The sequence below is a fragment of the Mycobacterium shimoidei genome, from assembly GCF_900417275.1.
Taxonomy (GTDB): domain Bacteria; phylum Actinomycetota; class Actinomycetes; order Mycobacteriales; family Mycobacteriaceae; genus Mycobacterium; species Mycobacterium shimoidei.
In genome coordinates this window covers 1,294,406-1,317,465 of sequence record NZ_UEGW01000001.1, presented here as the reverse complement: position 1 = coordinate 1,317,465, position 23,060 = coordinate 1,294,406, and the positions used below count along the sequence as shown (strand labels likewise).

Genomic DNA, 23,060 nt, shown 5'->3' with positions numbered 1-23,060 from the left:
TCAAGTTGTCCAAGGAATTACTGGAGGCGTCCGCCAAGAATTGCCAGGCGCGGTCATCGTCGCCGCGGCGGGGCAGCGACGCAGGATCGCTGTCGAGAGCGTTCATGCGTCCATCGTCTCGATGCGCCGGCGTGTCGGCATAGGGTCCGAAGTCCCCAAAACGTGAGGTGGACTTGACTTTCGGGCTTACTGGGCCGTCAGCCTGCGGGGGTGATCAGCCCGTAATGCCCGTCATAGCGGTGATACAACACGCAGGCGCGGCCCTGCGCCGCATCGATGTAGAACAGGAACGGCAGGTCGAGCAGGTTAAGCCGCTCGATGGCTTCCTGCTCAGTCAGACATGGTGCCGGCTGTGAGCTGAAGGTCACCGGCAAGTCAAATGGCTCGAGTTCCTCAGGATTCACCGGTGTCACTTGCGCCAAGCGCCAACCCGTCGGGCCGGCGCGGTACAACACACTCGCCATCCCGGTGCATTTCTCGTTGAACAGGTGGAACTCGTAGTCGAGCATGTCCATGTCCACTGCCGCTTCGTCGATCGTGCAGGACGAGAGGGTGTACGACTTGCGCCGCACGATTCGGCGTTCTTCGGGCGGCCTGGGAAAGTATTTGGGCCGGTGCGTGGGCTCGGACTGGTGCCGCCACTCATGCGGAAGGCTCACCGGTAGCGCTCCGCGTCGTGATTCCCAATGCTCGGCGGTCCGCTCGAGCCGGCGCCGTAGTCGAGCCTCGAGCCGATCGATCGCCTCGCGCGCGGTGGTGCCCTCCACCTGGGCGCGGACCAGGCGTCCGTCCACGTCGAGATTGGCCTGCGCGACCACGGCCCGCTGCACTGCCGGGTCGGGATGTCTCGTCAGTCTGACGCGAGCGTGCCGTACCGGGCGATGCGTGTACCGACCGAGCCCCCCGATCTTCTTACGCGCGTACGGCGCCACATCCGGCATCTGGCCGTGCGTGGTCACCTCCACGTCGAAGAAGGTCGGCAATTGATTCCTCTCCCTCATGGTTTGTTGCTACGCCGCAGGTCGACGCGGACACGAGGGCCAAAGGTCACCTCCCTCAGAACTCGCAGGTACGAGCAACGCAGCCGCCACTGAACTCCGTATCGGCCTGGGCCAGCGCGGGGTCGGGCGCGGCGTAGGACAGCACCTGTTCGTCCCGGCTGCCGTAGCGATACACCGTGATGCCCTTGACCTTCGCCTTCCACGCAGCCAGGTAGATCGCGCGGACGTCGTCGACCGTCGCGGTGGCAGGCAGATTCACCGTCTTCGACACCGCGGCGTCGACGTGGCGCTGCACTGCGGCCTGCATCCGCAGATGCCACTCGGGAGCGATCTCAGCTGCGATCGGGAACGCCGCCCGCACCTCGGCCGGCAACCGCGAATAGCTCCGCACTCCCCCTCGCTGCGCGATCTCGTCGATCAGCTCGTCGCGATAAAACCCTCGATCGCGGGCCAGCCGGTCAAAGCACGGGTTGACCTCCAGCAGGCGCCTGCCGACGATGGCCCGGGTGAAGGCGATGGCGAACATCGGCTCGATTCCCGCGGTGGTGCCGGCGATCAGCGAAATGGTGCCGGTCGGCGCGACGGAGGTGAGCTGTGCGTTGCGCCGCGGTCTTGAACGCGCGAACCGGCTGTCGGAGAACGCGGGAAACGAGCCCTTGTCTTCGGCCAACCGCCGTGACGCCCTGTGCGCCGACTGCTGAATGCGGCGCATGACCTGGCCGGCCAACCGTACGGCCTCCTCGCTGTCGTACGGAATACCCAGTACGGCAATAAGTTCCGCTAAACCCATCACACCGAGCCCGATCTTTCGGGTCGCCCGGGCGGCCTCGGCGAGTTCGGGGAAGGGGTAGCGGCTGACGTCGATCACGTCATCGAGGAACCGCACGGCCACCTCGGTGGTGTCGGCGAGTTTGTCCCAGTCGACGCGGCCGTTGCTGACCATGCGGGCCAAATTGATCGACCCGAGATTGCACGACTCGTACGGCAGCAGCGGAACCTCGCCGCACGGGTTGGTCGCTTCGATTCGGCCCCGCGCCGGCACCGGGTTGGCCCGGTTGATCGTGTCCAGGAACACCAGGCCGGGATCGCCGCACGCATGCGCGGCGTCGCAGATGGCGTCGAACAGCTCCGCGGCCGGGATGCGGGCCACCGTCTTGCCGGTGCGCGGATTGACCAGCCGGTGTGTGCCGCCACGTTCGACGGCGCGCATGAACGCGTCGGTGACACCGACCGACAAGTTGAAATGCGTTAATTTGTCCTGTGATTCGATTTTCGCGGTGACGAAATCGCGGATGTCGGGGTGCGACGCATCCAGCACCGCCATGCAGGCACCGCGACGGCGCCCGCCCATCGCGATGACACTGGCGGCCGTGTCATAGAGCTGGAGGAACGACACCGGTCCGCTGGCGGTGCCACCGGTGCCGGCCACCCGATCCCCGGCGGGACGCAAGCGGCTGAACGCATATCCAGTGCCGCCGCCGCTGCGCTGAATCTCGGCGGCGTGCCCCAACGTGGTGAAGATCGAGTGCAACGAATCCTCAACGGGCAGCACGAAACAGCCGGCGAGCAAGCCCAGGTCGGTGCCGGCGTTCATCAGGGTGGGCGAATTCGGCAGAAACTCGAGGTTGCGCATCAACGCCGAGAACCGCTCGGCCCACCGCGTCGACGAACCCAGTTGATAGTCATCTTCTGCCGCCGCGACGAAGCGCGCCGCGCGATCCATCATCTGGCCGGTCGACTCGATCGGCCGGCCCGTCTCGTCGCGCAGCAGATAACGCTCGCGCAGCACGGTCGCGGCGGCCAGACTCAGCTTCAGCTCGTCACGGACACCAAGTAATTCCTTGGCCGCGCGCAGTTCGGCACGGCGCTGCCGGTAGATGATGTAGGCGCGGGCGACGTCGTGCAGACCGGCTTCGCCGAGCTGCTTCTCGACGAAATCCTGGATCTTCTCGACGTGCGCGATTCCGGGTCCGAGTGAGTCGGCGACCGCCCTCGCCACGGCCACCGGCATGTCCGGATCGTCATATGCGACCTCGCGGGCCGCCCGCGCGACCGCACCTTCGATCCGGACGATGTCGAAAGGTACCAGCGTCCCGTCGCGGCGCCGGACCTTCGCCGGCCACCCGGCGGTCGCCGACTTCATCACCTGACCCGACGCCGCCTACCCGCTTTGGCCGTGCAGGACCGCCGACTGCGTCGCACCGAACCGATGTTGTGCCCGCTCGTCGGCTTCTTGCTGCTCCTCGGCGGTGACGACGATCGCGTCCGGTCCCGGAAACACCGTCGCCTCGTGATCCGAGTCAAGCCACCGCACGACGTACGGCGGTGAGCCATCGGGTGAGTGCACTTCGGTGATCAGGCCCCGCTGATCCGGTCGATCGATCGTCGTTCCCTTGATCACCAACCAGTCACCAACTTTGGCCTTCATCAGCTACCCCTTTCTTACGGCCTCAATCGTTGGGGTTGCCCTCTCGTAGCCACTCACAATCGATGATATGAGCGGCGGCCGCCGAAAGTCAGTGGCTGGTGAGCGCCTGCGGAGCGCAAACCGCTTTGGCGAACTGCACGATGGCGTGTTCGGGCAGGTGCCGCGCGATGTCGGCTTCACTGATCATGCCGACCAGGCGGTGATCTTCGATCACGGCCAACCGTCGGACCTGGTGCTCCTCCATGACGCGAAGCACCTCTTCCATGCTGGCGTCGGCGTCGACGTAGTAGGTGTGGCCCTGGGCCAGCTCGGCGGCGGTGGTGGTGTTGGGATCGTGCCCGGCGGCGATGCACTTGATGACGATGTCGCGGTCGGTGATCATCCCCTTCAGGCGGTCATCGTCGCCACAGATCGGCAGTGAGCCCACGCCCAGGTCGCGCATGCGCTGGGCCGCGGCGGTCATCGTCTCGTGCTCACTCACACATGTTGCGCCGCTGTGCATGATGTCACGGGCGGTAGTCATGGTGTACTCCTTGAAAATCGTCGGTAACCCGGGTGATTCGGCTCCCGGGCAATTCGATACTTGAACGCGGTGAGCACGCCGATCTAGGGCCGTTCGGCCTTCGATGTGTTCCGGCTGGCAAGGACCAGTGCCCTTCGGCGCGAGGGCCATCCGACCCTAGAAGCCGCCAGCCGGCTATGGCGATCATCAAAAGGTCAGCACTGAGCAGGTTGACCCAAGGAGATGTCGTGGACACCTACATCCTGGGCCCACCGCGATGGCGAATACTTCGAGCGTTGGGCCGTAACCCGTTGGTGCGCACTAGTGATCGCATCGAGGCCCTGGTGTGGATGCTCGCGGTGATGGTGTCGATCCTGGCCATCCCGGCCGCCGCCGCGATCGGCACCGCGGTGCACGAGTCGATGAGCAACCGCTACGCCGAGCAGGCCCAAACCCGGCATCTCGTCCCCGCGACGGTGATCGACGGCCGTGCCACCAACGAGCCGTCGATAGCGAAGACGACGATCACCGTGGATGCGCGCTGGTTCGTCGGCGGGCGCGAATACACCGGCACAGTCGACGCGCCGCCCACCGTCAGGACCGGCGACCAGATCGACGTCTGGGTGGACAACAACGGTCGTCGGGTCGCGAAGCCGACACCGGTTTCTGCTGCCGCCACTGACGCGGCGCTGGTCGCACTGGCGATCTGGCTGACCGTGGACACCGCGGCGGCCACCCTCTACATGGTCACTCGGTGGGCCGCCGACCGCTGCCGCGCCGCCGGGTGGCAACGCGACATCGATATCCTCGTCGGCCACGGCGGCGGCCGGGCCAACAGCCAGCGCTAGGGCTGACGTCCGGTGAAGGCGACCAGCCGGTCCAGGGGCGGCGCGTCGTCGGGCACGTCGACGGGGTCGTCGAACCCGGCTCGCACGCGGCCCTCCGGCGTGATGAACTTTTTCGCTTTGCCCAGCACGTATTCGGCGAACGAGTCGGCGACGTCGATGGGATAACCGATCGCCTTCGCGTAATCCCAACCGTGGACCAGGAATTCAAGCGAAAGGATGCCGGCGGCGAAGGTGGCGGGCACCTCGTTGGGCCCGATCGTGACGGTGCCGTCCAGGCCCCGCTGATGCCAGGCGTCGAGCGCGGGCCGGGCCGCGGCGATGACCTGGCGCTCCACCGAGTCGCCCTGGTCGCGGTCGGGAACCTGCGCGCCCGCCGCGCCGCCGAGCAGGGTGATCGCGTTCAGCAGGTGGTCGGTCAGCTGCTCGACGTTGAATTCCGAGCACGGCGTGGGTTTAGCCAAGTCGTCGCGTGCGATCGGATGCAGAACCTGCTGCAGAACGCCGAGTGTGGCTTCGGCGCTGGCGAGTTCGTCGTTGGGTGGTGAGTCGGGTCCGGGTCGTAGGTCGGCAGGCATGCCCTCCACGGTACGGTCTGTTCATGGGTCAGCCGTATGAATCCGTCACCGTCGAGACCAAAGATCACGTCGCGCAGGTGACGTTGATCGGACCAGGCAAGGGCAACGCGATGGGCCCGGCGTTCTGGTCGGAGATGCCGGAGGTGTTCGGCGCGCTGGACGCCGACCGTGAGGTGCGGGCCATCGTGCTCACCGGGTCGGGCCGCAACTTCAGCTACGGCCTGGACCTGCCGGCTATGGGCGGGTCGCTGACCGCGGTCATGACCGAGGCTGCGTCGGCTCGGCCCCGCGCGGAGTTCCACGCCGAGGTGACGCGCATGCAGAAGGCGATCAGCGCCGTCGCCGACTGCCGGACCCCCACCGTCGCGTCGGTGCACGGCTGGTGCATCGGCGGCGGCGTCGACCTGATCTCGGCAGTGGATATCCGCTATGCCAGCGCCGACGCCAAGTTCTCGGTGCGCGAGGTCAAGCTGGCGATCGTCGCCGACGTCGGCAGCCTGGCCCGGCTGCCGTTCATCCTCAACGACGGGCACCTGCGGGAACTGGCGCTGACCGGTAAGGACATCGACGCGGCTCGGGCGGAGAAGATCGGCTTGGTCAACGACGTGTTCGACGACGCGGAGGCTTCGCTGGCCGCCGCGCACGCCACCGCCGCCGAGATCGCCGCCAACCCGCCGCTGACCGTGCACGGCATCAAGGATGTCCTTGACCAGCAACGCATTTCGGCTGTCTCGGCGAGTCTGCGCTATGTCGCCGCCTGGAACGCAGCGTTTCTGCCGTCCAAGGATCTGTCCGAGGGGATCGCGGCGACGTTCGCCAAGCGGCCCCCGGAGTTCACCGGAGAATAAGGACCGCCGCGATTGGGAACACTCGGGATATGTCTACTTACCGAGTGCTCAATCCGCACGGCGAGGTCGTCGCCACCAAGGACATCGCCAGCGCCGAAGACGCGCATGCCTGGCTCGTCGACACCAAAGGCGACAAGACCGAGCTCGGCTGGCGAATGGAGGTCAACATCGACGGCGATTGGCGCTTCTTCGACCAGACCGACGGCGACCGCGCCGCAGGCGGCTGAGGCGGCGTTCGTCCGCCAGCCCCGACCTTGTACTGATTACTGCCTACGGATCGTCGTCGTCTTCGTTTTTGCGGAGGAGTTTTTCGGGGTGGTGGTAAGTGTTGGTGCGGGGTTGGCCCCGGTCGAGGTGTGGGGGTGGGATCCATTCGGTGTCGCCGTGAGTGTTTTTGCGGGTGGTCCAGCCCTGTTCGGTGACGAGTTTGTGATGCGTTCGGCAGCACTGAGTGAGGTCATTGACGTCGGTGGTTTTGCATTGGGAGTAGTCGGTGCAATGGTGGGCTTCGGTGAGGTAGCCGGGCACCGTGCAATTAGGGAAGCTGCAGCCGCGATCTTTGGCGTGCAACACAATTCGCTGCCCTGGCGAGGCGAGGCGTTTGGTGTGATACAGCCCGATCGCTTTGCCCTTGTCGAAGATGCATAGGTAATGGTGGGCGTGGGAGGCCAGCCGGATCACATCGCTCATGGGCAACAAAGTGCCGCCGGCGGTGAGCGCTTTGCCCGCACCGGCCTCGAGCTCTGCCAGGGTGGTGGTGATGATGATGCTGGCCGGTAACCCGTTGTGTTGACCGAGGTCTCCGGAAGCCAGCAGGGCGCGTCCGGCGGCGTTCAGGGCGTCGTGGTTGCGTTGGCCGGCGCTGCGGGTGTCGTTGTCGATGGCCGCCTGCGACGGAGTGCCGCTCACACAGGGGGTGCAGTCGTCGGGGTTGCACATGCCCGGCGCGGCCAGTTTGGCGAACAGCGCATCGATGGTCGCGCGGGCCTCGGGGGTGAGGTAGCCGCTGATTTTGGACATGCCGTCGATATCTTGCTTACCGATGATCAGGGTGCGCCGTCGTGCCCTGTCGTTGTCGGTGAAATCGCCGTCGGGATTCAAACAGTCAGTGAGCCGGTCGGCCAGCTTGGCCAACTGGTCGGGCCGAAACTCGCCGCCCTCGGTTGCGAGTTGGGCCTCGGCGTGCTCGGCGGTCTCCACATCGACCGCGTCGGGCAACCGATGATAGAAGTTGCGGATCACCGCTACGTGTCCGCCACCAATCGTGCCGGCACGCTGGGCCTCGGCGGTCGCCGGCAACAACGGCTCCAGCGGCTCACCGGTCATGGCGCGGCGCGGGCCCAGGTCCGCGGCCTCCCCGATGCGCCGGTTGGCCTCCGCGCGGGTGATGCGCAGCCGCTCGGCCAACGCAAACGACAACTTGCCACCCAACTCGCTCTCGTCGGCCTGCTCGCCGATCTGATTGATCAACGGGTGCTCCACCGCCGGCAATTGACGGCGCACCTTCTCGCAGCGCTCCAGCATCGCCAACGACTCCGGCACGGTCAACACATCAAATGTCAGATCCAGGGCGCGTTTGAGGGCGGCGTCAAGCGCGTCGAAGACCGCCACGATCTCCTCACGACTACTCGAACGCATGTTCGAATCTTATAAGAGGGGTCCGACACCCTCACCCCCAAAATCCCAGCTTGTGGGCAAAACCCAAACTGTGGATAACTCCGCGAGCCACCGCCAAGCCGGCGAGCACGTAACCTCGCAGCGATGAGCATTTCCGACGGCACCATCCGGGTACCAGCCGACCTCGACGCTGTCACCGCGATCGGCGACGAGGACCATTCCGAGGCTGACCCCGCGGCCATCGAGCGGATCTGGCAGGCGGTTCGCCACTGGTATCAGGCCGGGATGCACCCGGCGATCCAGCTGTGCCTGCGCCGCAACGGCAAGGTCATCCTCAACCGCGCGATCGGGCACGGCTGGGGCAATGCCCCGACCGATCCACCCGACGCGGAAAAGGTTCCGGTCCGCACCGACACCCCGTTCTGCGTGTACTCGTCGGCCAAGGCGATCACCGCCACCGTCGTGCACATGCTGGTCGAACGCGGGCACTTCTCGCTCGACGACCGCGTGTGCGATTACATCCCGACGTACACCAGCCACGGCAAGGACCGCACCACGATCCGGCATGTGCTCACGCACAGCGCCGGTGTCCCGTTTCCGACCGGGCCGAAGGCGGACCTCAAACGGGCCGACGATCACGAGTACGTGCAGGAACAGCTGGGCAAGCTGCGGCCCCTGTACCGACCGGGGCGGGTGCACATCTACCACGCGCTGACCTGGGGCCCGCTGATGCGCGAGATCGTCTATGCCGCCACCGGCAAGGACATCCGCGACATTCTGGCCACCGAGATCCTCGACCCATTGGGCTTCCGCTGGACCAATTTCGGTGTCGCAGCACAAGATGTCCCGCTGGTCGCGCCCAGCCACGCCACCGGCCGGCAGCTGCCCGCACCGATCGCAGCGGCGTTCCGCAAAGCGATCGGCGGTACGGTCCACCAGATCATCCCGCTCACCAACACACCGCTGTTCCTCACCACCGTCGTTCCGTCGTCCAACACCATCTCAACTGCCGACGAGCTGTCGAGGTTCGCCGAAATATGGCGTCGCGGAGGTGAACTCGACGGAGTCCGCGTCTTGCAGCCGGAAACACTGCGTGCGGCGGTACGCCAATGTCGGCGTCTGCGACCGGATTTGGCGACGGGCTTGGCGCCGGCACGGTGGGGTACCGGCTTTCAGCTGGGCACGAACAGATTCGGGCCGTTCGGCCGTAACGCGCCGGCGGCGTTCGGTCACCTCGGCTTGGTCAACGTCGCGATGTGGGCCGACCCCGAGCGGGAGTTGGCCGCCGGGTTGATCAGCAGCGGCAAGCCCGGTAAGGATGTCGCGCCTAAGCGCTACACGGCGTTGATGGACCGCATCGCCGCCGAGATCCCACGGGTGGCTCGCTGATACGGCAGAGTTAGACAAATGACGTCACCGCAGTACCCCGGGACGCCGCAGCAGCCGCGATATCCGCCATTCCGCCCGGTGCACGCCCCGACTCAACGCTCGGCCGCCGACGTCACCGCGACGTCGGTCATGTCGGTGTTCGCCCTGCTGGCGGGGATGGGGTCGTTCTTCTTCTCCTGGTTTTTCGCGATGGCCACCGACGCATGCATGTCGGAATGCAACACCACCCCGCTCGATTTGGCGTACCTCGTCACCTGGGGCGGCATCGTGATCGCGGGACTCGTCGCACTGGTGGGCATGAGGGTGGCAGGAAAGCGTGGTTGGGCGATGTGGATCTGGCCGACAGTGTCGCTGGTGTTGATCGTGGTCACATTCCTGATCGGCCTGGAACTCGCCAACTCGCTGATAACCCAGGGTTAGCAAAACGCGGTGGCGGAGGTGTGTGGTTTCAGGACATGCGAATAGCGTGTCGCAAGACATCGGAATAAGGTGAGCGCCCGACTGTCGGCGGGTGTCGAAGGCTCGTCTAGTCATCACTGCCGTTGTCGTTGAGGGCCGCAGCCAATCTGAGGTGGCCTTCGAGTATGGGGTCTCCCAGGGCTGGGTCAGCCGGCTGGTGGCCCGCTACCGTCTGGAGGGCGAGGCCGCATTCCAGCCGCGCTCACGCCGGCCGCACACCACCCCCACCCGGCTGGCGCAAGACACCATCGAGCTGATCATTGAGCTTCGGGAAAAGCTGGCGAGCAAAGGCCTCGACAATGGGCCGTACACGATCGCCTGGCATCTGCAACACCGCCATGGGTGCATCGTCTCGGCCGCCTCGATCTACCGGCATCTGCGCGCGGCCGGGCTGATCGCACCCCACCCGCACAAGCGGCCCAAGTCCTCTTACATCCGCTTTGCCGCTGAACAACCCAACGAACGCTGGCAAGCCGACTTCACCCACTGGTGGCTAGCCGACCACTCTCACGTGGAGATCCTCGACTGGCTCGACGACCATGCCCGCTACGTCCTCTCGCTGACCGCCCACCTGCGCATCACCGGACCCATCGTGCTCGACACATTCCGCAAAGCCTATGCAACTCATGGCATTCCAGCCTCAACCCTGACCGACAACGGCATGGTCTTCACCACCCGCCTTTCCGGCGGCAAAGGTGGCCGCAACGCATTCGAAAACGAGCTACACCGCCTGGGCGTCACCCAGATCAACTCCACCCCCAACCACCCCACCACCTGCGGAAAAGTCGAACGCTTCCACCAGACCCTCAAAAAATGGCTCACCGGACAACCCCGCGCCACCACCCTCGCCGAGCTACAAACCCAACTCGACACCTTCGCCGAGGAATACAACCACCGCCGCCCACACCGATCCCTGCCCCATCACGCCACCCCCGCCACCGCCTACACCGCCCGACCCAAAGCCAACCCAGCAACATCCATCGACACCCACAACCGGGTACGCACCGACCGCATCGACCAATTCGGAAAACTCACCCTGCGCCACGCCGGACGCCTACACCACATCGGCGTCGGACGAACCCACGCTCGCACCCGTGTACTCGTCCTCGTCCAAGACCTCAACATCCGCATCATCAACGCCACCACCGGCGAACTCCTCCGCCAGCTAACACTCGACCCCACCCGCGACTACCAACCCCGCGGCATGCCCAGCGGTCGACCAACAAAAAAGCCCAAACCCTAAACGAGGGTTCGGGCTATTCGTATGTCTTGAGACATCACAAACGCGGTGGCGGAGGGATTTGAACCCCCGGACGGTTTTAGCCGTCTCTCGCTTTCAAGGCGAGTGCATTAGGCCGCTCTGCCACGCCACCGCCGACCAGCGTAACGGGGCGCTAAGCCTTCGAAGACCGCCCGGTGCGCTTCAGCGCGACGCTGATCCGCCGGCAGTTCTCCCCCATCGCCGCGACCTGCGAACGTGACAACGGTCCCAGGAAGTGGGTCTGCACGCCCTGCGCGTAGGTGACCATGGCCCGCTGCACCGCCTCCCGGCCGTCGTCGGTGATAGTGGCGAACACTCCGCGGCGGTCATCGGGGCTGGCCGAGCGCCGCACCAGACCCTGTATCTCCAGGCGCCGAATCTGGCGGGTCAGCCGACTCGGCAGCGACGGCAGCGCGTCGGCCAGATCGCCCATTCGCAGCGAGCCGCCGCGCGCTTCGTCGAGCATTTCCAGCACCCGCACGTCGACCAGCGACAGCTGATGCGCCTCGGTGAGGCACCGGTTGAGCGCGGCGTACAACCGCAGCGTGGAGTCCAAGTAGTTCTGCCAAGACTTCTGCTCAGCGATATCCAGTCCGGGCATCCGGCTGGCTGTCCGGCCGGCGATGAGGCCGTTCATCCCGTCATGCTATGTGACACTTCGCGGTTGAAACAGGCGAAATCACAAGACGGTAGCGTGTCGAGAATGCATGCCATCGTCGTCGACGCCGATCAACTCCTTTGGCAGCAAGTACCCGACGTCACGCCCGCCCGCGGCGAAGTGTTGATCAAGGTCGCCGCGGCCGGCGTCAACCGCGCCGACGTGCTGCAGGCCGCCGGCCGCTATCCGCCTCCGCCCGGCGCCAGCGAGATCCTGGGCATGGAGGTCTCGGGCACGGTCGCCGAAACAGGCGATGAAGTAACGGAATGGTCGGTGGGGCAAAAGGTTTGCGCGTTGTTGGCCGGCGGCGGGTATGCCGAGTACGTCGCGGTGCCGGCCGGTCAGGTGCTGCCCATTCCGGACGGTGTAGAGCTGCACGACGCGGCGGGGCTGCCGGAGGTGGCGTGCACGGTCTGGTCGAATCTGGTGCTGACGGCCGGGCTGCGGGAGGGCCAGCTGGCCCTGATCCACGGCGGGGCCAGCGGAGTCGGCACCCACGCGATTCAGGTGGCGCGCGCGCTGGGCGCGCGAGTCGCGATCACGGCGGGATCGCCAGAGAAGTTGGAATTCTGCCGCCAGCTGGGCGCCGAGATCACCATCAATTACCGCGACGAGGATTTCGTCGCCAAGATCAAGGAAGTCAGCGACGGCGCCGACGTCATCCTCGACATCATGGGCGCGGCCTATCTGGACCGCAATCTCGACGCGCTGGCCACCGACGGCCAGCTGGTCGTCATCGGCATGCAGGGCGGCGTCAAAGGCGAACTCAACTTGGGCAAGCTGCTGAGCAAACGGGCGCGCGTGATCGGGACGACGCTGCGGGCGCGACCGGCCGCCGGACCGCACAGCAAGACCCGGGTGGTCGCCGCCGTGGCGGAGTCGGTCTGGCCGATGATCGCCGACGGGCGGGTCCGGCCTGTCATCGGCGCCCGGATGCCGATACAGCAGGCCTCAGCAGCGCATCAACTGCTCACCTCGGGTGGGGTGATCGGAAAGATCGTGCTGACGCTGGATTAGCTGGATCAGCCCAAAGACGCTAAAGCCCGCACCAACTGGTCGACCTCGGCCATGGTCGAGTAATGCGCCAGCCCGACGGTCACCGCGCCGCCGACATCGTTGACTCCGATCACGTCGAGCACCCGCGACGTCGCGTTGGAGATCGCCAGAATTCCGTTGTCCGCCAACCGTTGCACCACCCGCTCGGCCGGGACCTCGTGCACGGCGAACGTGACCACGGGTATGCGTGCCTCTGGCTGACCAATCACCACCACCAACGGCAGCGACCGCAGCGACATCATCAGATAGTCGAAGATCCGATCCATGTAGTCGCTCGCGGATCTCATTGAGACGGCGAGTCTTTCACGCCGGGTTCCGCGGGCCGACTCGTCGAGCGAAGCCAGGTACTCGATACTGGCGACGAGTCCGCCCAGCAGCCCGAACTGATGCGCGCCCACTTCCAGGCGAGCCGGCCCGGTCGCGTGCGGGTTCGTCGACACCGACCCGAACGAATTGATCACCGCCGGATCGCGGAACACCAACGCGCCCACGGGCGGGCCGCCCCAACTGGCCGCGTTCACCGTCACCACGTCGGCGTCGATCTCGTCGATGTCGATCAGCCGGTACGGCGCGGCCGCGGAATGGTCGACGACCACCAGGCCACCGACTTCGTGGATCAACTTGGTGACGGGCCGCAGATCGGTCACGGTGCCCAAGGTCCCCGACGCCGACGTCACCGCGACCAGCCGCGTCGACTGGCCGATCAGGCTCTCCCACTGCCACGTCGGCAACTCACCGGTTTCGATGTCGACCTCAGCCCACTTCACCTTGGCGCCGAACCGGTTTGCTGCGCGCAGCCACGGGGCGATGTTGGCCTCGTCGTCGAGGCGGGTCACGATCACCTCGTAGCCCAGGCCCGCCCGTGACGAGGATGCTTCGGCCAGCGATGCCAGCAAAACCGCTCGGTCGGCTCCGAGCACCACCGCGCGGGGGTCGGCGTTGAGCAAGTCGGCCACCGCCTGACGGGCCGCTACCAGCACGGCGGCGCTGCGCTGAGCCGACGGGTGCGGACCCACAGCAGTGGGGAAGGAACCGCGGAATGCCGTCGATACGGTGGTGGCCACCGATTCGGGAATCAGCATCCCCGCGGGTGCGTCGAAGTGCACCCAACCGTCTCCGAGCGACGGATGCAATCCGCGTACCCGGGCGACGTCGTATGCCATGCCAGCCACCTTCGAGTTCCCGCATATCCGCAAACCATTACGGTTGCGGGGCGCCCAGATACGTCCCCGCCGACCCGAGCCCGGTCGCCCGGCCAGCCATACTAGTCCAGTGGGGCTGACGTTCGGAACGCTCGTTGCTTTGTTTTTGCTGATAGTGCCCGGGGCGATCGTCGCACGCAGCGCGCAGCTAACGTGGCCCATCACGGTGGCGGTCGGCCCGGCGCTGACCTACGGTGTCGTCGCGCTGGCAATCATCCCGTTCGGTGCCATCGGAATCGCTTGGAACGCTTGGACGGCGTTGGGCGCGCTGACCGTCGTCACGCTGCTGGCGGCCGTTTTCCGGGCGGCGCTGACGCGCTTCCGCGACGTCGACGGCGAAGTGCGGGCATTGACCGGCGCGGCGGCCGCGACAGTGACCGCCGCGGTTGTGCTGGGCGCGGTACTGATCTGGTTGGCGGCGCTGCGCGGCATCCCGGACTGGCAATCCATCCCCAGCACCTGGGATGCGGTCTGGCACGCCAACACCGTGCGCTACATCCTCGACACCGGCCAGGCGTCGTCGACACACATGGGGCAGCTGCGCAATGTGGAGACCCAAGACCTGCTGTATTACCCCTCGGCGTTTCATGCGCTGACCGCGGTGTACTGCCAGCTGACCGGCGCCGCGCCCACCACCGGCTACACGCTGAGCGCGCTGGCCGCCGCGATCTGGCTGTTCCCGGTCAGCGCCGCGGTGCTGACCTGGCGGCTGCTGCGCAGCCGCACCACCGAAACCCGCGCCGTCGCGGCAAGCGCCGCCGCGGCGATGCTGGCGGCATCATTCACCGCGCTGCCCTACGTCGAGTTCGGCACCGCCGCAATGCCCAACCTCGTCGGCTACGGCCTGGCGGTGCCGACGTTTGCGCTGATCACCTCCACGTTGCGGCATCGCGACCGCGTCCCGATCGCGGTGCTGGCGCTGGTCGGGGTCGTCTCGGTGCACATCACCGGCGGAATCGTGGTCGTGTTGTTCCTCGTCGCGTGGTGGCTGATGGAGGGCCTGTGGCATCCGGTGCGCGGCCGGGTCCAGGATGCGGCCGCGCTGGGTGCCGTCATGGTGCCGGCGATCCTGGTGCTGTTGCCGCAGTTTTGGGCGGTCAAACAGCAGGAGGACATCATCGCCGGGCATTCGTTTCTGACGCACCGCAGCACCAAGCGGGGGGTTTTCGACGCGGTGTTCCAGCACACCCGGCACCTCAACGACTTCCCCGTGCAGTACGCCCTGATCGCCGTGACCGCTGTCGGCGGGTTCATCTTCCTGTTCCGCAGGATCTGGTGGCCGCTGGTGGTGTGGCTGGTGCTGATGGTGGCGATCGTCGATGCGGGAACGCCGCTGGGCGGGTCGATCGGAAAGGTGGCCGGGGCGTTCAGCAAGTTCTTCTACAAGGATCCGCGCCGGCTTTCCGGGGCGGCGTCGTTGCTGTTGATGCCGATGGCCGGTCTGGGGCTGTTGGCGCTGGTCGCGCTGCTGGTGGTCGCCGTGCGCCGCCTCAGCGACCGGCGGCTGCCGTGGGCCGCGGTGACCGCGAGCCTGCTGGTGACGGTCAGCCTGCTCAGCGCGTGGCATTACTTTCCGCGGCACCGGTTCTTGTTCGGCGACAAGTACGACTCGGTGATGGTCGACCGACGTGATCTGGAGGCGATGGCGTATTTGGCCAAGCTGCCCGGCGCGCGAGACACCTTGATCGGGAACGGCAACACCGACGGCACGGCATGGATGTACGCCGTCGCGGGGTTACATCCGTTATGGACGCACTACGACTACCCGATGCAGCAGGGCCCGGGTTATCACCGGTTCATTTTCTGGGCTTACGCCGACGATGCGGACACCGATCCGCGGATCGCCGACGCGGTTCGGGTACTCAATATCCGCTACGTCCTGACCAGCACACCGACAGTAAGAGGGTTCGCGACGCCTGACGGACTAGTGTCACTGGACAAGTCGAAGTCGTGGGTGAAGATCTATGACAATGGCGAAGCCCGGATCTACGAGTGGCGTGGCGCCCCGACAGTCCGACAAGCCTAGAGGGAGAGTGACTGGATTGAGTACCGACAACCGCGACGACGGCATCGAGGTCATCGGCGCCGACCCCCGTCTGATGGCCAAGAACAAGCCTGACGAGGAGGAGGACTCCGAGGACCAGTCGTTGACCGACCTGGTCGAGCAGCCCGCCAAGGTGATGCGTATCGGCACCATGATCAAGCAGCTGCTCGAGGAGGTGCGGGCCGCGCCGTTAGACGACGCCAGCCGCAACCGGCTGCGCGAGGTGCACGCCACCAGCATTCGCGAGCTCGAAGAAGGGCTGGCCCCGGAGTTGCGTGAGGAGCTGGACCGGCTGACGCTGCCGTTCAGCGAGGGAACCCCGTCGGACGCCGAGCTGCGTATCGCCCAGGCGCAGCTGGTCGGCTGGCTGGAGGGGCTGTTCCACGGAATTCAGACGGCGCTGTTCGCCCAGCAGATGGCCGCGCGTGCGCAACTGGAGCAGATGCGCCAGGGTGCGCTGCCGCCGGGAGCCGCCCGCGGCGGGCACGGGCACGGAACCGGTCAATACCTGTAAAGCAGCACACCGGTGTCCGTCCCGCACATCGAGACACGCAATGCGTGGGTGGAATTTCCCATCTTCGATGCCAAGTCGCGTTCGTTGAAAAAGGCTTTTCTCGGTAAGGCCGGCGGCACGATCGGGCGAAACGCATCCAACGTGGTGGTCGTCGAGGCGCTGCGCGACATCACCATGACGCTTGAGTTGGGTGATCGCGTCGGGCTGGTGGGACATAACGGCGCCGGGAAATCGACTCTGCTGCGGCTACTTTCGGGCATCTACGAACCCACCCGCGGTACCGCGTCGGTGACCGGCCGGGTTGCGCCGGTGTTCGACCTGGGGGTCGGGATGGACCCCGAGATCTCCGGCTACGAAAACATCATCATCCGCGGCCTGTTTCTCGGGCAGACGCGGCGGCAGATGCTCAGCAAGGTCGACGAGATCGCCGAGTTCACCGAGCTGGGCGATTACCTGTCGATGCCGCTGCGCACCTACTCCACCGGTATGCGGGTCCGGCTGGCGATGGGCGTGGTCACCAGCATCGACCCCGAGATCCTGCTGCTCGACGAGGGTATCGGCGCGGTGGACGCCGACTTCTTGAAGAAAGCGCAGTCGCGGCTACAACAACTGGTGGAGCGCTCCGGAATCCTGGTGTTCGCCAGCCATTCCAACGAGTTCCTGGCACGGCTGTGCAAGACCGCCATGTGGATCGACCACGGCACCATCCGCATGACCGGCGGCATCGAGGACGTGATCCGGGCGTACGAGGGTGAAGACGCCGCCCGGACTGTGCGCGAGGTGCTGGCCGAAACGGCCGGCGACGAGGTGTCCGGATGAGTTCGGTGTATGCCGTCGTCGTCACGCACCGGCGCGCCGACGAACTGGCCAAGTCGCTTGATGCGCTGACCACCCAGACCCGGTTGCCCGACCACCTGATCGTGGTCGACAACGGTTGTGAATACCGGGTAGCGGAACTCGTTGCAGCGCAGCCGGTTCCGACGACGTATCTGGCATCGCGCCGAAACCTCGGCGGTGCGGGCGGATTCGCGCTCGGCATTCTGCACGCTTTATCACTGGGTGCGGATTGGGTGTGGCTGGCCGACGACGACGGCCGGCCGGCCGACAGTCAGGTGCTGGCCACGCTGCTGGATTGCGCTGCCACGCACGGGCTCGCCGAGGTGTCGCCAATGGTGTGCGACGTCGAAGACCCGCAGCGGCTGGCTTTTCCGCTGCGCCGCGGCCTGGTGTGGCGCCGGCTTGTCTCCGAGCTGCGGGCCGATGAGGCCGACCTGTTGCCCGGGATCGCGTCGCTGTTCAACGGGGCGCTGTTCAGAGCGTCGACGTTCGAGGCGGTGGGCGTGCCGGATTTGCGGCTTTTCGTGCGCGGCGACGAGGTGGAGTTGCATCGTCGGCTAGTGCGCTCCGGTTTGGCGTTCGGGACTTGTCTGACCGCGACGTACTTGCATCCGTGCGGCTCTTCGGAATTCAAGCCGATCCTGGGCGGGCGCATGCACACCCAGTACCCCGAGGACCCCGCCAAGCGGTACTTCACCTACCGCAACCGGGGCTATCTGCTGTCCCAGCCGGGCTTGCGCCGATTGCTCTTGCAGGAGTGGGTGAGGTTCGGCTGGTTCTTCCTGGTGTCCCGGCGCGACGTCGCCGGTCTGTTGGAGTGGATCCGGTTGCGGCGCTTGGGACGTCGAGAGAGGTTCAGGCGACCATGACGACCTTCGAAGACGCCGCGGCGCAATCCAAGACGTTGGCCCGCGCGTGGCGTGATCTGGTGGAGGGCTTCCTGCGCCGGGAACTGTGGCTGCACCTGGGCTGGCAGGACATCAAACAGCGGTATCGGCGCTCGGTGCTGGGCCCGTTCTGGATCACGATCGCGACGGGGACGACGGCGGTGGCCATGGGAGGCCTGTATTCCAAGCTGTTTCGTCTCGACCTAGCTGTGCACCTGCCGTACGTGACGCTGGGTCTAATCATCTGGAACCTGATCAACGCGGCCATCATGGAGGGCGCCGACGTGTTCGTCGCCAACGAGGGGCTGATCCGTCAGCTGCCCGCGCCGCTGAGCCTGCACGTCTACCGGCTGGTGTGGCGGCAGGTGATCCTGTTCGCGCACAACATCATCATCTATGCAGTGATCGCGATCATCTATCCCAAGCCGTGGTCGTGGGCCGATCTGATGGTGATTCCCGCGCTGGGTTTGATCGTGCTCAACGCGGTTTGGGTGTCGCTGTGTTTCGGCATCCTGGCCACCCGCTACCGCGACATCGGCCCGCTGCTGTTTTCAGTGGTGCAGTTGCTGTTCTTCATGACGCCGATCATCTGGAACGACGAGACGCTGCGTCAGCAGGGCGCGGGCCGGTGGGGCAAGATCGTCGAACTCAATCCGCTGTTGCACTACCTGGATATCGTGCGGGCGCCGCTGCTGGGCGCCCAGCAAGAACTGCGGCACTGGATCGTGGTCGTCGTGTTGACTGTGATCGGTTGGGTTTTGGCGGCGTTCGCGATGCGCCAGTACCGCGCCCGGGTGCCGTACTGGGTGTAAGCACACCTCCTCCGCGGGTACCCAAGGCGGGCAGAGGAGGTTTCACGATGAGTGCAATCGATAAGGCCCGAAACAAGTTGCAAAAGCTCGGCGGTCGAGCCAAAGAAACCATGGGCCGCGCCAGAGGTAACCGCAGGCTTGAAAACCGGGGCGTGGGCGAGCAGTTCAAGTCAGACCTGAAGGACGCCGGCGAGAAGGTCAAGGACGCGTTTCGCGGCGGCCGTGGGCGCTGACGGTAACTGACGTTGCTGCCAGGGATTGCTATGCCGGGTCGTCCGGGCCGTTCGGACCCCTAATGGAGCCTCCGTCCGTCTCGCCGCCGCCCGCTTGGACGATACTTGCAGTGCCGCCGTCGCCGCCGGTGTGACCGGCGCCAGTGCCGTTGCCGCCGTCTCCACCAATAACGCTGAAGTTCCTCACCGCCGGCTCACCGGGGGGAGCGTCTTGCCTAGGCAGTCCCACCCCGACGAAGACGTCGGCGCCATTGCCGCCGGCGCCGCCGTCGATACCGGCGCCGCCGTTGCCGCCCGCAGCACTGTTGTCGACGGCGGTGCTGGTGCCGTTGTAGGCGAAGATGTCGCTGTCGCCGCCGGTGCCGCCCGTGCCACCAGCGCCATCGCCAATGCCGCCGGCGCCGCCCTGCGACACACCAGCAGCCTCGGCGTCCTCACCGCCCGCGCTGATCCTGGCATTGCCGCCGACACCACCGGTACCGCCGTCGGCGGCCTCGCCGCCATCACCGCCGGACGACACACCGTGGGCCGTCCCACCAGGACCGCCCTGGTCGGGACCGATGGGGTCCGTACCAGTCGTAATGTCCGAGCTCTCGATGACTGAGCTGCCGCCGTCGCCGCCCTGGCTGCCGGAGCCGGTTGCGGCACCGCCGTTACCGCCGGTGGAGACGCCATAGGACAGACCGCCAGCACTGTTGGAGTTGAGTCCGCCGTCGCCGCCGACACCGCCGGTACCGCCGTCGGTGGCGTCACCGCCGTTGCCGCCGACGGCAACGGCACCATTATCGGCAGTCCCGACGGTGCCGCCGTCATCGACTACGAAGCCGCGACCACCGTCACCACCCACGCTGCCGCTGCCGGTGGCGTCGCCGCCAGCGCCGCCGGTGATGCTGGCGTTGGTCACGGTGCCGTCATCAGTTGCCACGACAGCAGCCTCACCACCGGCGCCACCGGCGCCTCCGTCGGTGGCGTCGCCGCCAGCGCCGGCTGTGATGCCGACGCCAGCGATGACGCCGCCGTCAGCTGCAAACGCAACAGCCTCACCACCGGTGCCGCCCGCGCCACCGTCAACGCCGATGCCGCCAGCGCCGCCCTCGACTGCGGTGTCGGAGATGCTGTTACCGCCGTCCTCGGCGTCGATCACCGCGTCACCGCCGTTTCCGGCCGTCGAGCCGGCCAGCGTGCCGTCCGCGCCCGCGCCGCCGATAGCGGTGCTGTCACTGACGGCACCGCTTTGGAAAACAATCGCGGCCGTGCCGCCAGTGCCGCCGTCCGCGCCTGCGGCACTGTCGGTGCCGTCACCGCCGTCACCGCCGGCACCGCCGATGACAGTGTTGTTGGTGACGGCGTCGCTACCTGTGCCGCTGAGCCTGGCGTCGCCGCCATCGCCACCGTCGCCGCCATCGTGGCCGCCGGCACCGCCGTTACCGCCCGCCCCGCCGTTACCGCCGGTGGCGACCGTGTCGCTGACCGCGCCGCCATCGGTGGCGCTGATCGAGGCGGAACCGCCGGTCCCGCCGGCGCCGCCCGTGGCTTCGGTGCTTCCGGCGCCGCCAGCCCCGCCGGTGCCGCCGGTGGCGGTGACGTTGGTCAGCGCGCCCCCGTTGGCGGTGGACGTCTGGGCGGAGCCGCCGCCACCACCACCGCCGCCGCCCAGCCCGGCCTCTTCGGCCGTGCCGACACCGCCGGCACCACCGGTACCGCCCTTGCCGCCGACCGCGCCGGTGCCCTCGGCATCGCCTTGGCCGCCGGCGCCGCCGGCGCCGCCATCGCCGTGAATTCCGGCCACGCCCGTGGTGCCATCCTCGGCGCCGGCACCACCGGCCTTACCGGCAGCGCCGCCGCTACCCACCTGGGCGCCCCCGGTCCCGCCGGTGCCGCCGGTCCCGCCATTTCCGGTGCTGTTCGGATTGGCAAAGTCACCGGCCGCACCGGCACCACCGGCGCCGCCATTGCCGCTGTTGCCACCAACCCCGCCGTCACCGCCGTCCCCGGCTAGACCCGCGGAACCGAAGATGCCGCCCTCACCGGCGGCACCGCCGTCGCCGCCGTTACCAGCATCCCCGCCGCTGCCGCCGTTACCACCGGTGCCACCGGTGCCGTCCCCCTCACCGGCGAAGCTGCCCTCGGCACCGGTGGCCCCGACACCACCAACACCGCCGTTGCCGCCAAGCCCGCCTTGGCCGCCGTTGCCGCCGTCGCCGAACAGGCCGCCTTTGCCGCCCTTGCCGCCGTTACCGCCGTTGGTGCCATCACCACCATTGCCGCCGACACCGCCGTTGACCCCGGCTACACCAGCAGCCCCGGCTGCGCCGTTACCGCCGGCGCCACCGTTACCGCCATTGCCGCCGTTGCCGAACAAGAACGCGTCACCGCCGGCGCCGCCACTACCCCCGGCGAGCTCAGCAGTGCCGGCACCACCGTTACCGCCGTTACCGCCGTCGCCCCACAACAGGCCACCGGCACCCCCGGCACCACCGTCGCCTCCGTCGCCACCGTCGCCTCCGTCGCCGCCGTTGCCGAACAAGAACGCGTCACCGCCCGCACCGCCGTCGACACCAGCCTCAGTGCTATCCCAGCCGTCACCGCCGTCACCGAACAACAGACCGCCGTCTTGGCCATCGGGGCTTTCCATCGTCCCGTCGACGCCGTTACAGATCAGCCCGCAGGTATCACCGAGCGACCACCCTGCGGCCAATGCGTTGAGCTGGTCATCGACAGCATCGCCGAACGGCGTGCCGATCCAGTTGTTGACAAACCACTCGTTGAGCTCCTGCCCGAACGCCAAGAACGGGTCAGTCCCTGCAGTCGCGTTAGCGTCCAAGCCGAAATTGTCGAAGCCGAGCATCCACGACGCCGGATTCAGCAATGCCTCCAAACCACCGGCGTCGAACTCCGCCGCAGGCGCGCTCACCCACGCGGCGGGGTCGAACAGGTCGAACAAGTCCTCGAAGTCCGCATGCGCCGGCGGTGCCGCCGCCAGCGGGCCCAGCCCAAACGCCACAACCGACACCGCACTAGCCCCCAATCCGGCGACATGCGCGCCACGACCAGCCTTTCCCTTGCGTGTTTGACGATTCCGCTTGCTGTGTTGCCCGCCCATCTTGTGTTTGCCTCCCAATGCCGCGGGGAGCGATCGATCTCAGTCGTCGCTAAGGAAACTATTAGCGCACTTTTGGCCATAAAACGAGACCCGAAAATGAGATTTCCCGGGAGGCCGGCTATTGCCTCCGAGATAGCAAATTAGCCTTTATATGCTAGATGCAAATTTATTGCAGTTAGCATTTCATTCACGTTAATTGTGCAGTTACAGCAACCAAGCCGATGTACTCGGCGTCGCGGACGAGCGCCGGCCCAACGCCTTACAGCTTCTCAGTCCCCCACTCGCCTGCCTAATCAACGGCCAGAGGCACGGCCCAAAGTACATCAAATTGCACAATAACCGGTTCGTGCTTCCAGGCGCCTAACGCCTAATTCACAGCAAGTATTCAGCAATATGACAGCCGACTCCCCGCCGCCATTACGCACCCGCGACAATCATCGAGCATTCAACCGGTCGAATGCGAACCACGGCTGCGAATACTGTTGGTGTTATGGCGGGTTGTTCACGCCATCGTGACCCTCACGGAACCCTCCGTCGGTTTCGCCGCCGCCGAGCTGAAAGATAAGTAGCGTGCCACCGTCGCCGCCCCTGTGGCCGGCGCCGGTGCCGTTGCCGCCGTCTCCAGCGATAGCGGTGAAGTTCTTCATAGACGGCTCACCGGGAGGAGCGTCTTCATTAGGGAACCCCGCCCCGATATCGGTGTCACCGCCGGTCACGCTGAGCATAACGTCGCCCGGCTCGACCAGCGCACCGAAATAGAAGTCGCTCGACTGGCCGCGGCAATTG

At 66.5% G+C, this 23,060-nt stretch carries 22 protein-coding genes, 1 tRNA gene and 1 pseudogene; 13 read left to right on the top strand and 11 right to left on the bottom strand.

Annotated features, from left to right (window positions below):
• Window positions 1-197 precede the first annotated feature (197 nt).
• The 4 genes from MSP7336_RS06285 to MSP7336_RS06270 form a co-directional block, all read right to left on the bottom strand.
• Window positions 198-1,001: an HPF/RaiA family ribosome-associated protein gene (locus MSP7336_RS06285; RefSeq protein ID WP_113963306.1), complete on the bottom strand. Its 804-nt coding sequence runs from the start codon at window positions 999-1,001 to the stop codon at window positions 198-200.
• 55 nt (window positions 1,002-1,056) lie between these two features.
• Window positions 1,057-3,144 (bottom strand): adenosylcobalamin-dependent ribonucleoside-diphosphate reductase, encoded by a 2,088-nt coding sequence (locus tag MSP7336_RS06280; protein ID WP_113963305.1) that lies wholly within the window; start codon window positions 3,142-3,144, stop codon window positions 1,057-1,059.
• A gap of 18 nt (window positions 3,145-3,162) precedes the next feature.
• A complete protein-coding gene (locus MSP7336_RS06275) occupies window positions 3,163-3,429 on the bottom strand; it encodes a DUF1918 domain-containing protein (protein ID WP_113963304.1) in 267 nt (88 codons plus the stop codon).
• An 88-nt stretch (window positions 3,430-3,517) separates the two neighbouring features.
• On the bottom strand, window positions 3,518-3,952 hold the full coding sequence (locus MSP7336_RS06270) for a CBS domain-containing protein (RefSeq protein WP_069397333.1): 435 nt from the start codon (window positions 3,950-3,952) through the stop codon (window positions 3,518-3,520).
• A gap of 227 nt (window positions 3,953-4,179) precedes the next feature.
• On the opposite strand from MSP7336_RS06270, the gene MSP7336_RS06265 reads away from it, so the two are divergent.
• The gene (locus tag MSP7336_RS06265; RefSeq protein ID WP_244917425.1) at window positions 4,180-4,779 is read left to right on the top strand and encodes an Rv1733c family protein; all 600 of its coding nucleotides are present in this window, start codon (window positions 4,180-4,182) and stop codon (window positions 4,777-4,779) included.
• Here MSP7336_RS06265 and MSP7336_RS06260 read toward each other — a convergent pair.
• Window positions 4,776-5,354, bottom strand: a complete 579-nt coding sequence (locus tag MSP7336_RS06260; RefSeq protein WP_113963302.1) for a TIGR03086 family metal-binding protein — start codon at window positions 5,352-5,354, stop codon at window positions 4,776-4,778. The genes MSP7336_RS06265 and MSP7336_RS06260 overlap by 4 nt on opposite strands.
• Window positions 5,355-5,377: 23 nt before the next feature.
• Here MSP7336_RS06260 and MSP7336_RS06255 point away from each other — a divergent pair, with 23 nt between their 5' ends.
• Window positions 5,378-6,202 (top strand): crotonase/enoyl-CoA hydratase family protein, encoded by an 825-nt coding sequence (locus MSP7336_RS06255; RefSeq protein ID WP_113963301.1) that lies wholly within the window; start codon window positions 5,378-5,380, stop codon window positions 6,200-6,202.
• A gap of 29 nt (window positions 6,203-6,231) precedes the next feature.
• Window positions 6,232-6,429: a hypothetical protein gene (locus MSP7336_RS06250; protein WP_069397329.1), complete on the top strand. Its 198-nt coding sequence runs from the start codon at window positions 6,232-6,234 to the stop codon at window positions 6,427-6,429.
• 43 nt (window positions 6,430-6,472) lie between these two features.
• Here MSP7336_RS06250 and MSP7336_RS06245 read toward each other — a convergent pair whose 3' ends face one another.
• Window positions 6,473-7,840, bottom strand: a complete 1,368-nt coding sequence (locus MSP7336_RS06245) for an HNH endonuclease signature motif containing protein (RefSeq protein ID WP_113963300.1) — start codon at window positions 7,838-7,840, stop codon at window positions 6,473-6,475.
• A 123-nt stretch (window positions 7,841-7,963) separates the two neighbouring features.
• On the opposite strand from MSP7336_RS06245, the gene lipE reads away from it, so the two are divergent.
• From lipE to MSP7336_RS06230, 3 genes are all read left to right on the top strand, one after another.
• Window positions 7,964-9,208 carry a lipase LipE gene (lipE, locus tag MSP7336_RS06240; protein WP_113963299.1) on the top strand — a complete coding sequence of 415 codons (1,245 nt, stop codon included), beginning with the start codon at window positions 7,964-7,966 and terminating at the stop codon, window positions 9,206-9,208.
• 18 nt (window positions 9,209-9,226) lie between these two features.
• Window positions 9,227-9,628, top strand: coding sequence for a hypothetical protein (locus tag MSP7336_RS06235; protein ID WP_069397326.1), 402 nt, complete (start codon window positions 9,227-9,229; stop codon window positions 9,626-9,628).
• 91 nt (window positions 9,629-9,719) lie between these two features.
• Window positions 9,720-10,910: an IS481 family transposase gene (locus MSP7336_RS06230; RefSeq protein ID WP_113963298.1), complete on the top strand. Its 1,191-nt coding sequence runs from the start codon at window positions 9,720-9,722 to the stop codon at window positions 10,908-10,910.
• A 43-nt stretch (window positions 10,911-10,953) separates the two neighbouring features.
• On the opposite strand, the gene MSP7336_RS06225 is transcribed toward MSP7336_RS06230, so the two are convergent.
• Together MSP7336_RS06225 and MSP7336_RS06220 are read right to left on the bottom strand one after the other, a co-directional pair.
• Window positions 10,954-11,040: transfer RNA gene (locus tag MSP7336_RS06225), tRNA-Ser, on the bottom strand.
• A gap of 21 nt (window positions 11,041-11,061) precedes the next feature.
• On the bottom strand, window positions 11,062-11,565 hold the full coding sequence (locus tag MSP7336_RS06220; protein ID WP_069397325.1) for a MarR family winged helix-turn-helix transcriptional regulator: 504 nt from the start codon (window positions 11,563-11,565) through the stop codon (window positions 11,062-11,064).
• 66 nt (window positions 11,566-11,631) lie between these two features.
• Between MSP7336_RS06220 and MSP7336_RS06215 the strand changes: the two genes are divergently transcribed.
• On the top strand, window positions 11,632-12,603 hold the full coding sequence (locus MSP7336_RS06215; RefSeq protein ID WP_181786600.1) for an NAD(P)H-quinone oxidoreductase: 972 nt from the start codon (window positions 11,632-11,634) through the stop codon (window positions 12,601-12,603).
• Between the two features lie 5 nt (window positions 12,604-12,608).
• Here MSP7336_RS06215 and MSP7336_RS06210 read toward each other — a convergent pair whose 3' ends face one another.
• Entirely contained in the window at window positions 12,609-13,805 is a 1,197-nt protein-coding gene (locus MSP7336_RS06210; RefSeq protein ID WP_113963296.1) for a cysteine desulfurase-like protein, read from the bottom strand.
• 109 nt (window positions 13,806-13,914) lie between these two features.
• Here MSP7336_RS06210 and MSP7336_RS06205 point away from each other — a divergent pair, with 109 nt between their 5' ends.
• Genes MSP7336_RS06205 through MSP7336_RS06180 form a run of 6 tightly spaced genes read left to right on the top strand, consistent with a single transcriptional unit; the run spans window position 13,915 to window position 19,171 of the window.
• Complete coding sequence (locus MSP7336_RS06205) at window positions 13,915-15,870, top strand: DUF6541 family protein (protein ID WP_113963295.1); 1,956 nt, start codon at window positions 13,915-13,917, stop codon at window positions 15,868-15,870.
• 16 nt (window positions 15,871-15,886) lie between these two features.
• Window positions 15,887-16,402, top strand: a complete 516-nt coding sequence (locus MSP7336_RS06200; protein ID WP_069397379.1) for a bacterial proteasome activator family protein — start codon at window positions 15,887-15,889, stop codon at window positions 16,400-16,402.
• A gap of 12 nt (window positions 16,403-16,414) precedes the next feature.
• Window positions 16,415-17,221, top strand: coding sequence for a galactan export ABC transporter ATP-binding subunit Wzt/RfbE (gene wzt, locus MSP7336_RS06195; protein WP_069397321.1), 807 nt, complete (start codon window positions 16,415-16,417; stop codon window positions 17,219-17,221).
• A complete protein-coding gene (gene glfT1, locus MSP7336_RS06190) occupies window positions 17,218-18,108 on the top strand; it encodes a galactofuranosyltransferase GlfT1 (RefSeq protein ID WP_113963294.1) in 891 nt (296 codons plus the stop codon). The genes wzt and glfT1 overlap by 4 nt, the downstream gene beginning before the upstream one ends.
• Window positions 18,105-18,938 (top strand): galactan export ABC transporter permease subunit Wzm/RfbD, encoded by an 834-nt coding sequence (gene wzm / locus MSP7336_RS06185; RefSeq protein ID WP_113963293.1) that lies wholly within the window; start codon window positions 18,105-18,107, stop codon window positions 18,936-18,938. Before glfT1 ends, wzm begins: the two co-directional genes overlap by 4 nt.
• Before the next feature lie 47 nt (window positions 18,939-18,985).
• Window positions 18,986-19,171 (top strand): CsbD family protein, encoded by a 186-nt coding sequence (locus MSP7336_RS06180; protein WP_113963292.1) that lies wholly within the window; start codon window positions 18,986-18,988, stop codon window positions 19,169-19,171.
• Window positions 19,172-21,398: 2,227 nt separating this feature from the next.
• On the opposite strand, the pseudogene MSP7336_RS24745 reads toward MSP7336_RS06180, so the two are convergent.
• Both MSP7336_RS24745 and MSP7336_RS06170 read right to left on the bottom strand, forming a co-directional pair.
• Window positions 21,399-21,791, bottom strand: a pseudogene (locus MSP7336_RS24745) (PGRS repeat-containing protein); the annotation flags it as partial.
• Window positions 21,792-22,762: 971 nt separating this feature from the next.
• Window positions 22,763-22,990 carry a hypothetical protein gene (locus tag MSP7336_RS06170; protein ID WP_142706751.1) on the bottom strand — a complete coding sequence of 76 codons (228 nt, stop codon included), beginning with the start codon at window positions 22,988-22,990 and terminating at the stop codon, window positions 22,763-22,765.
• Window positions 22,991-23,060 lie beyond the last annotated feature (70 nt).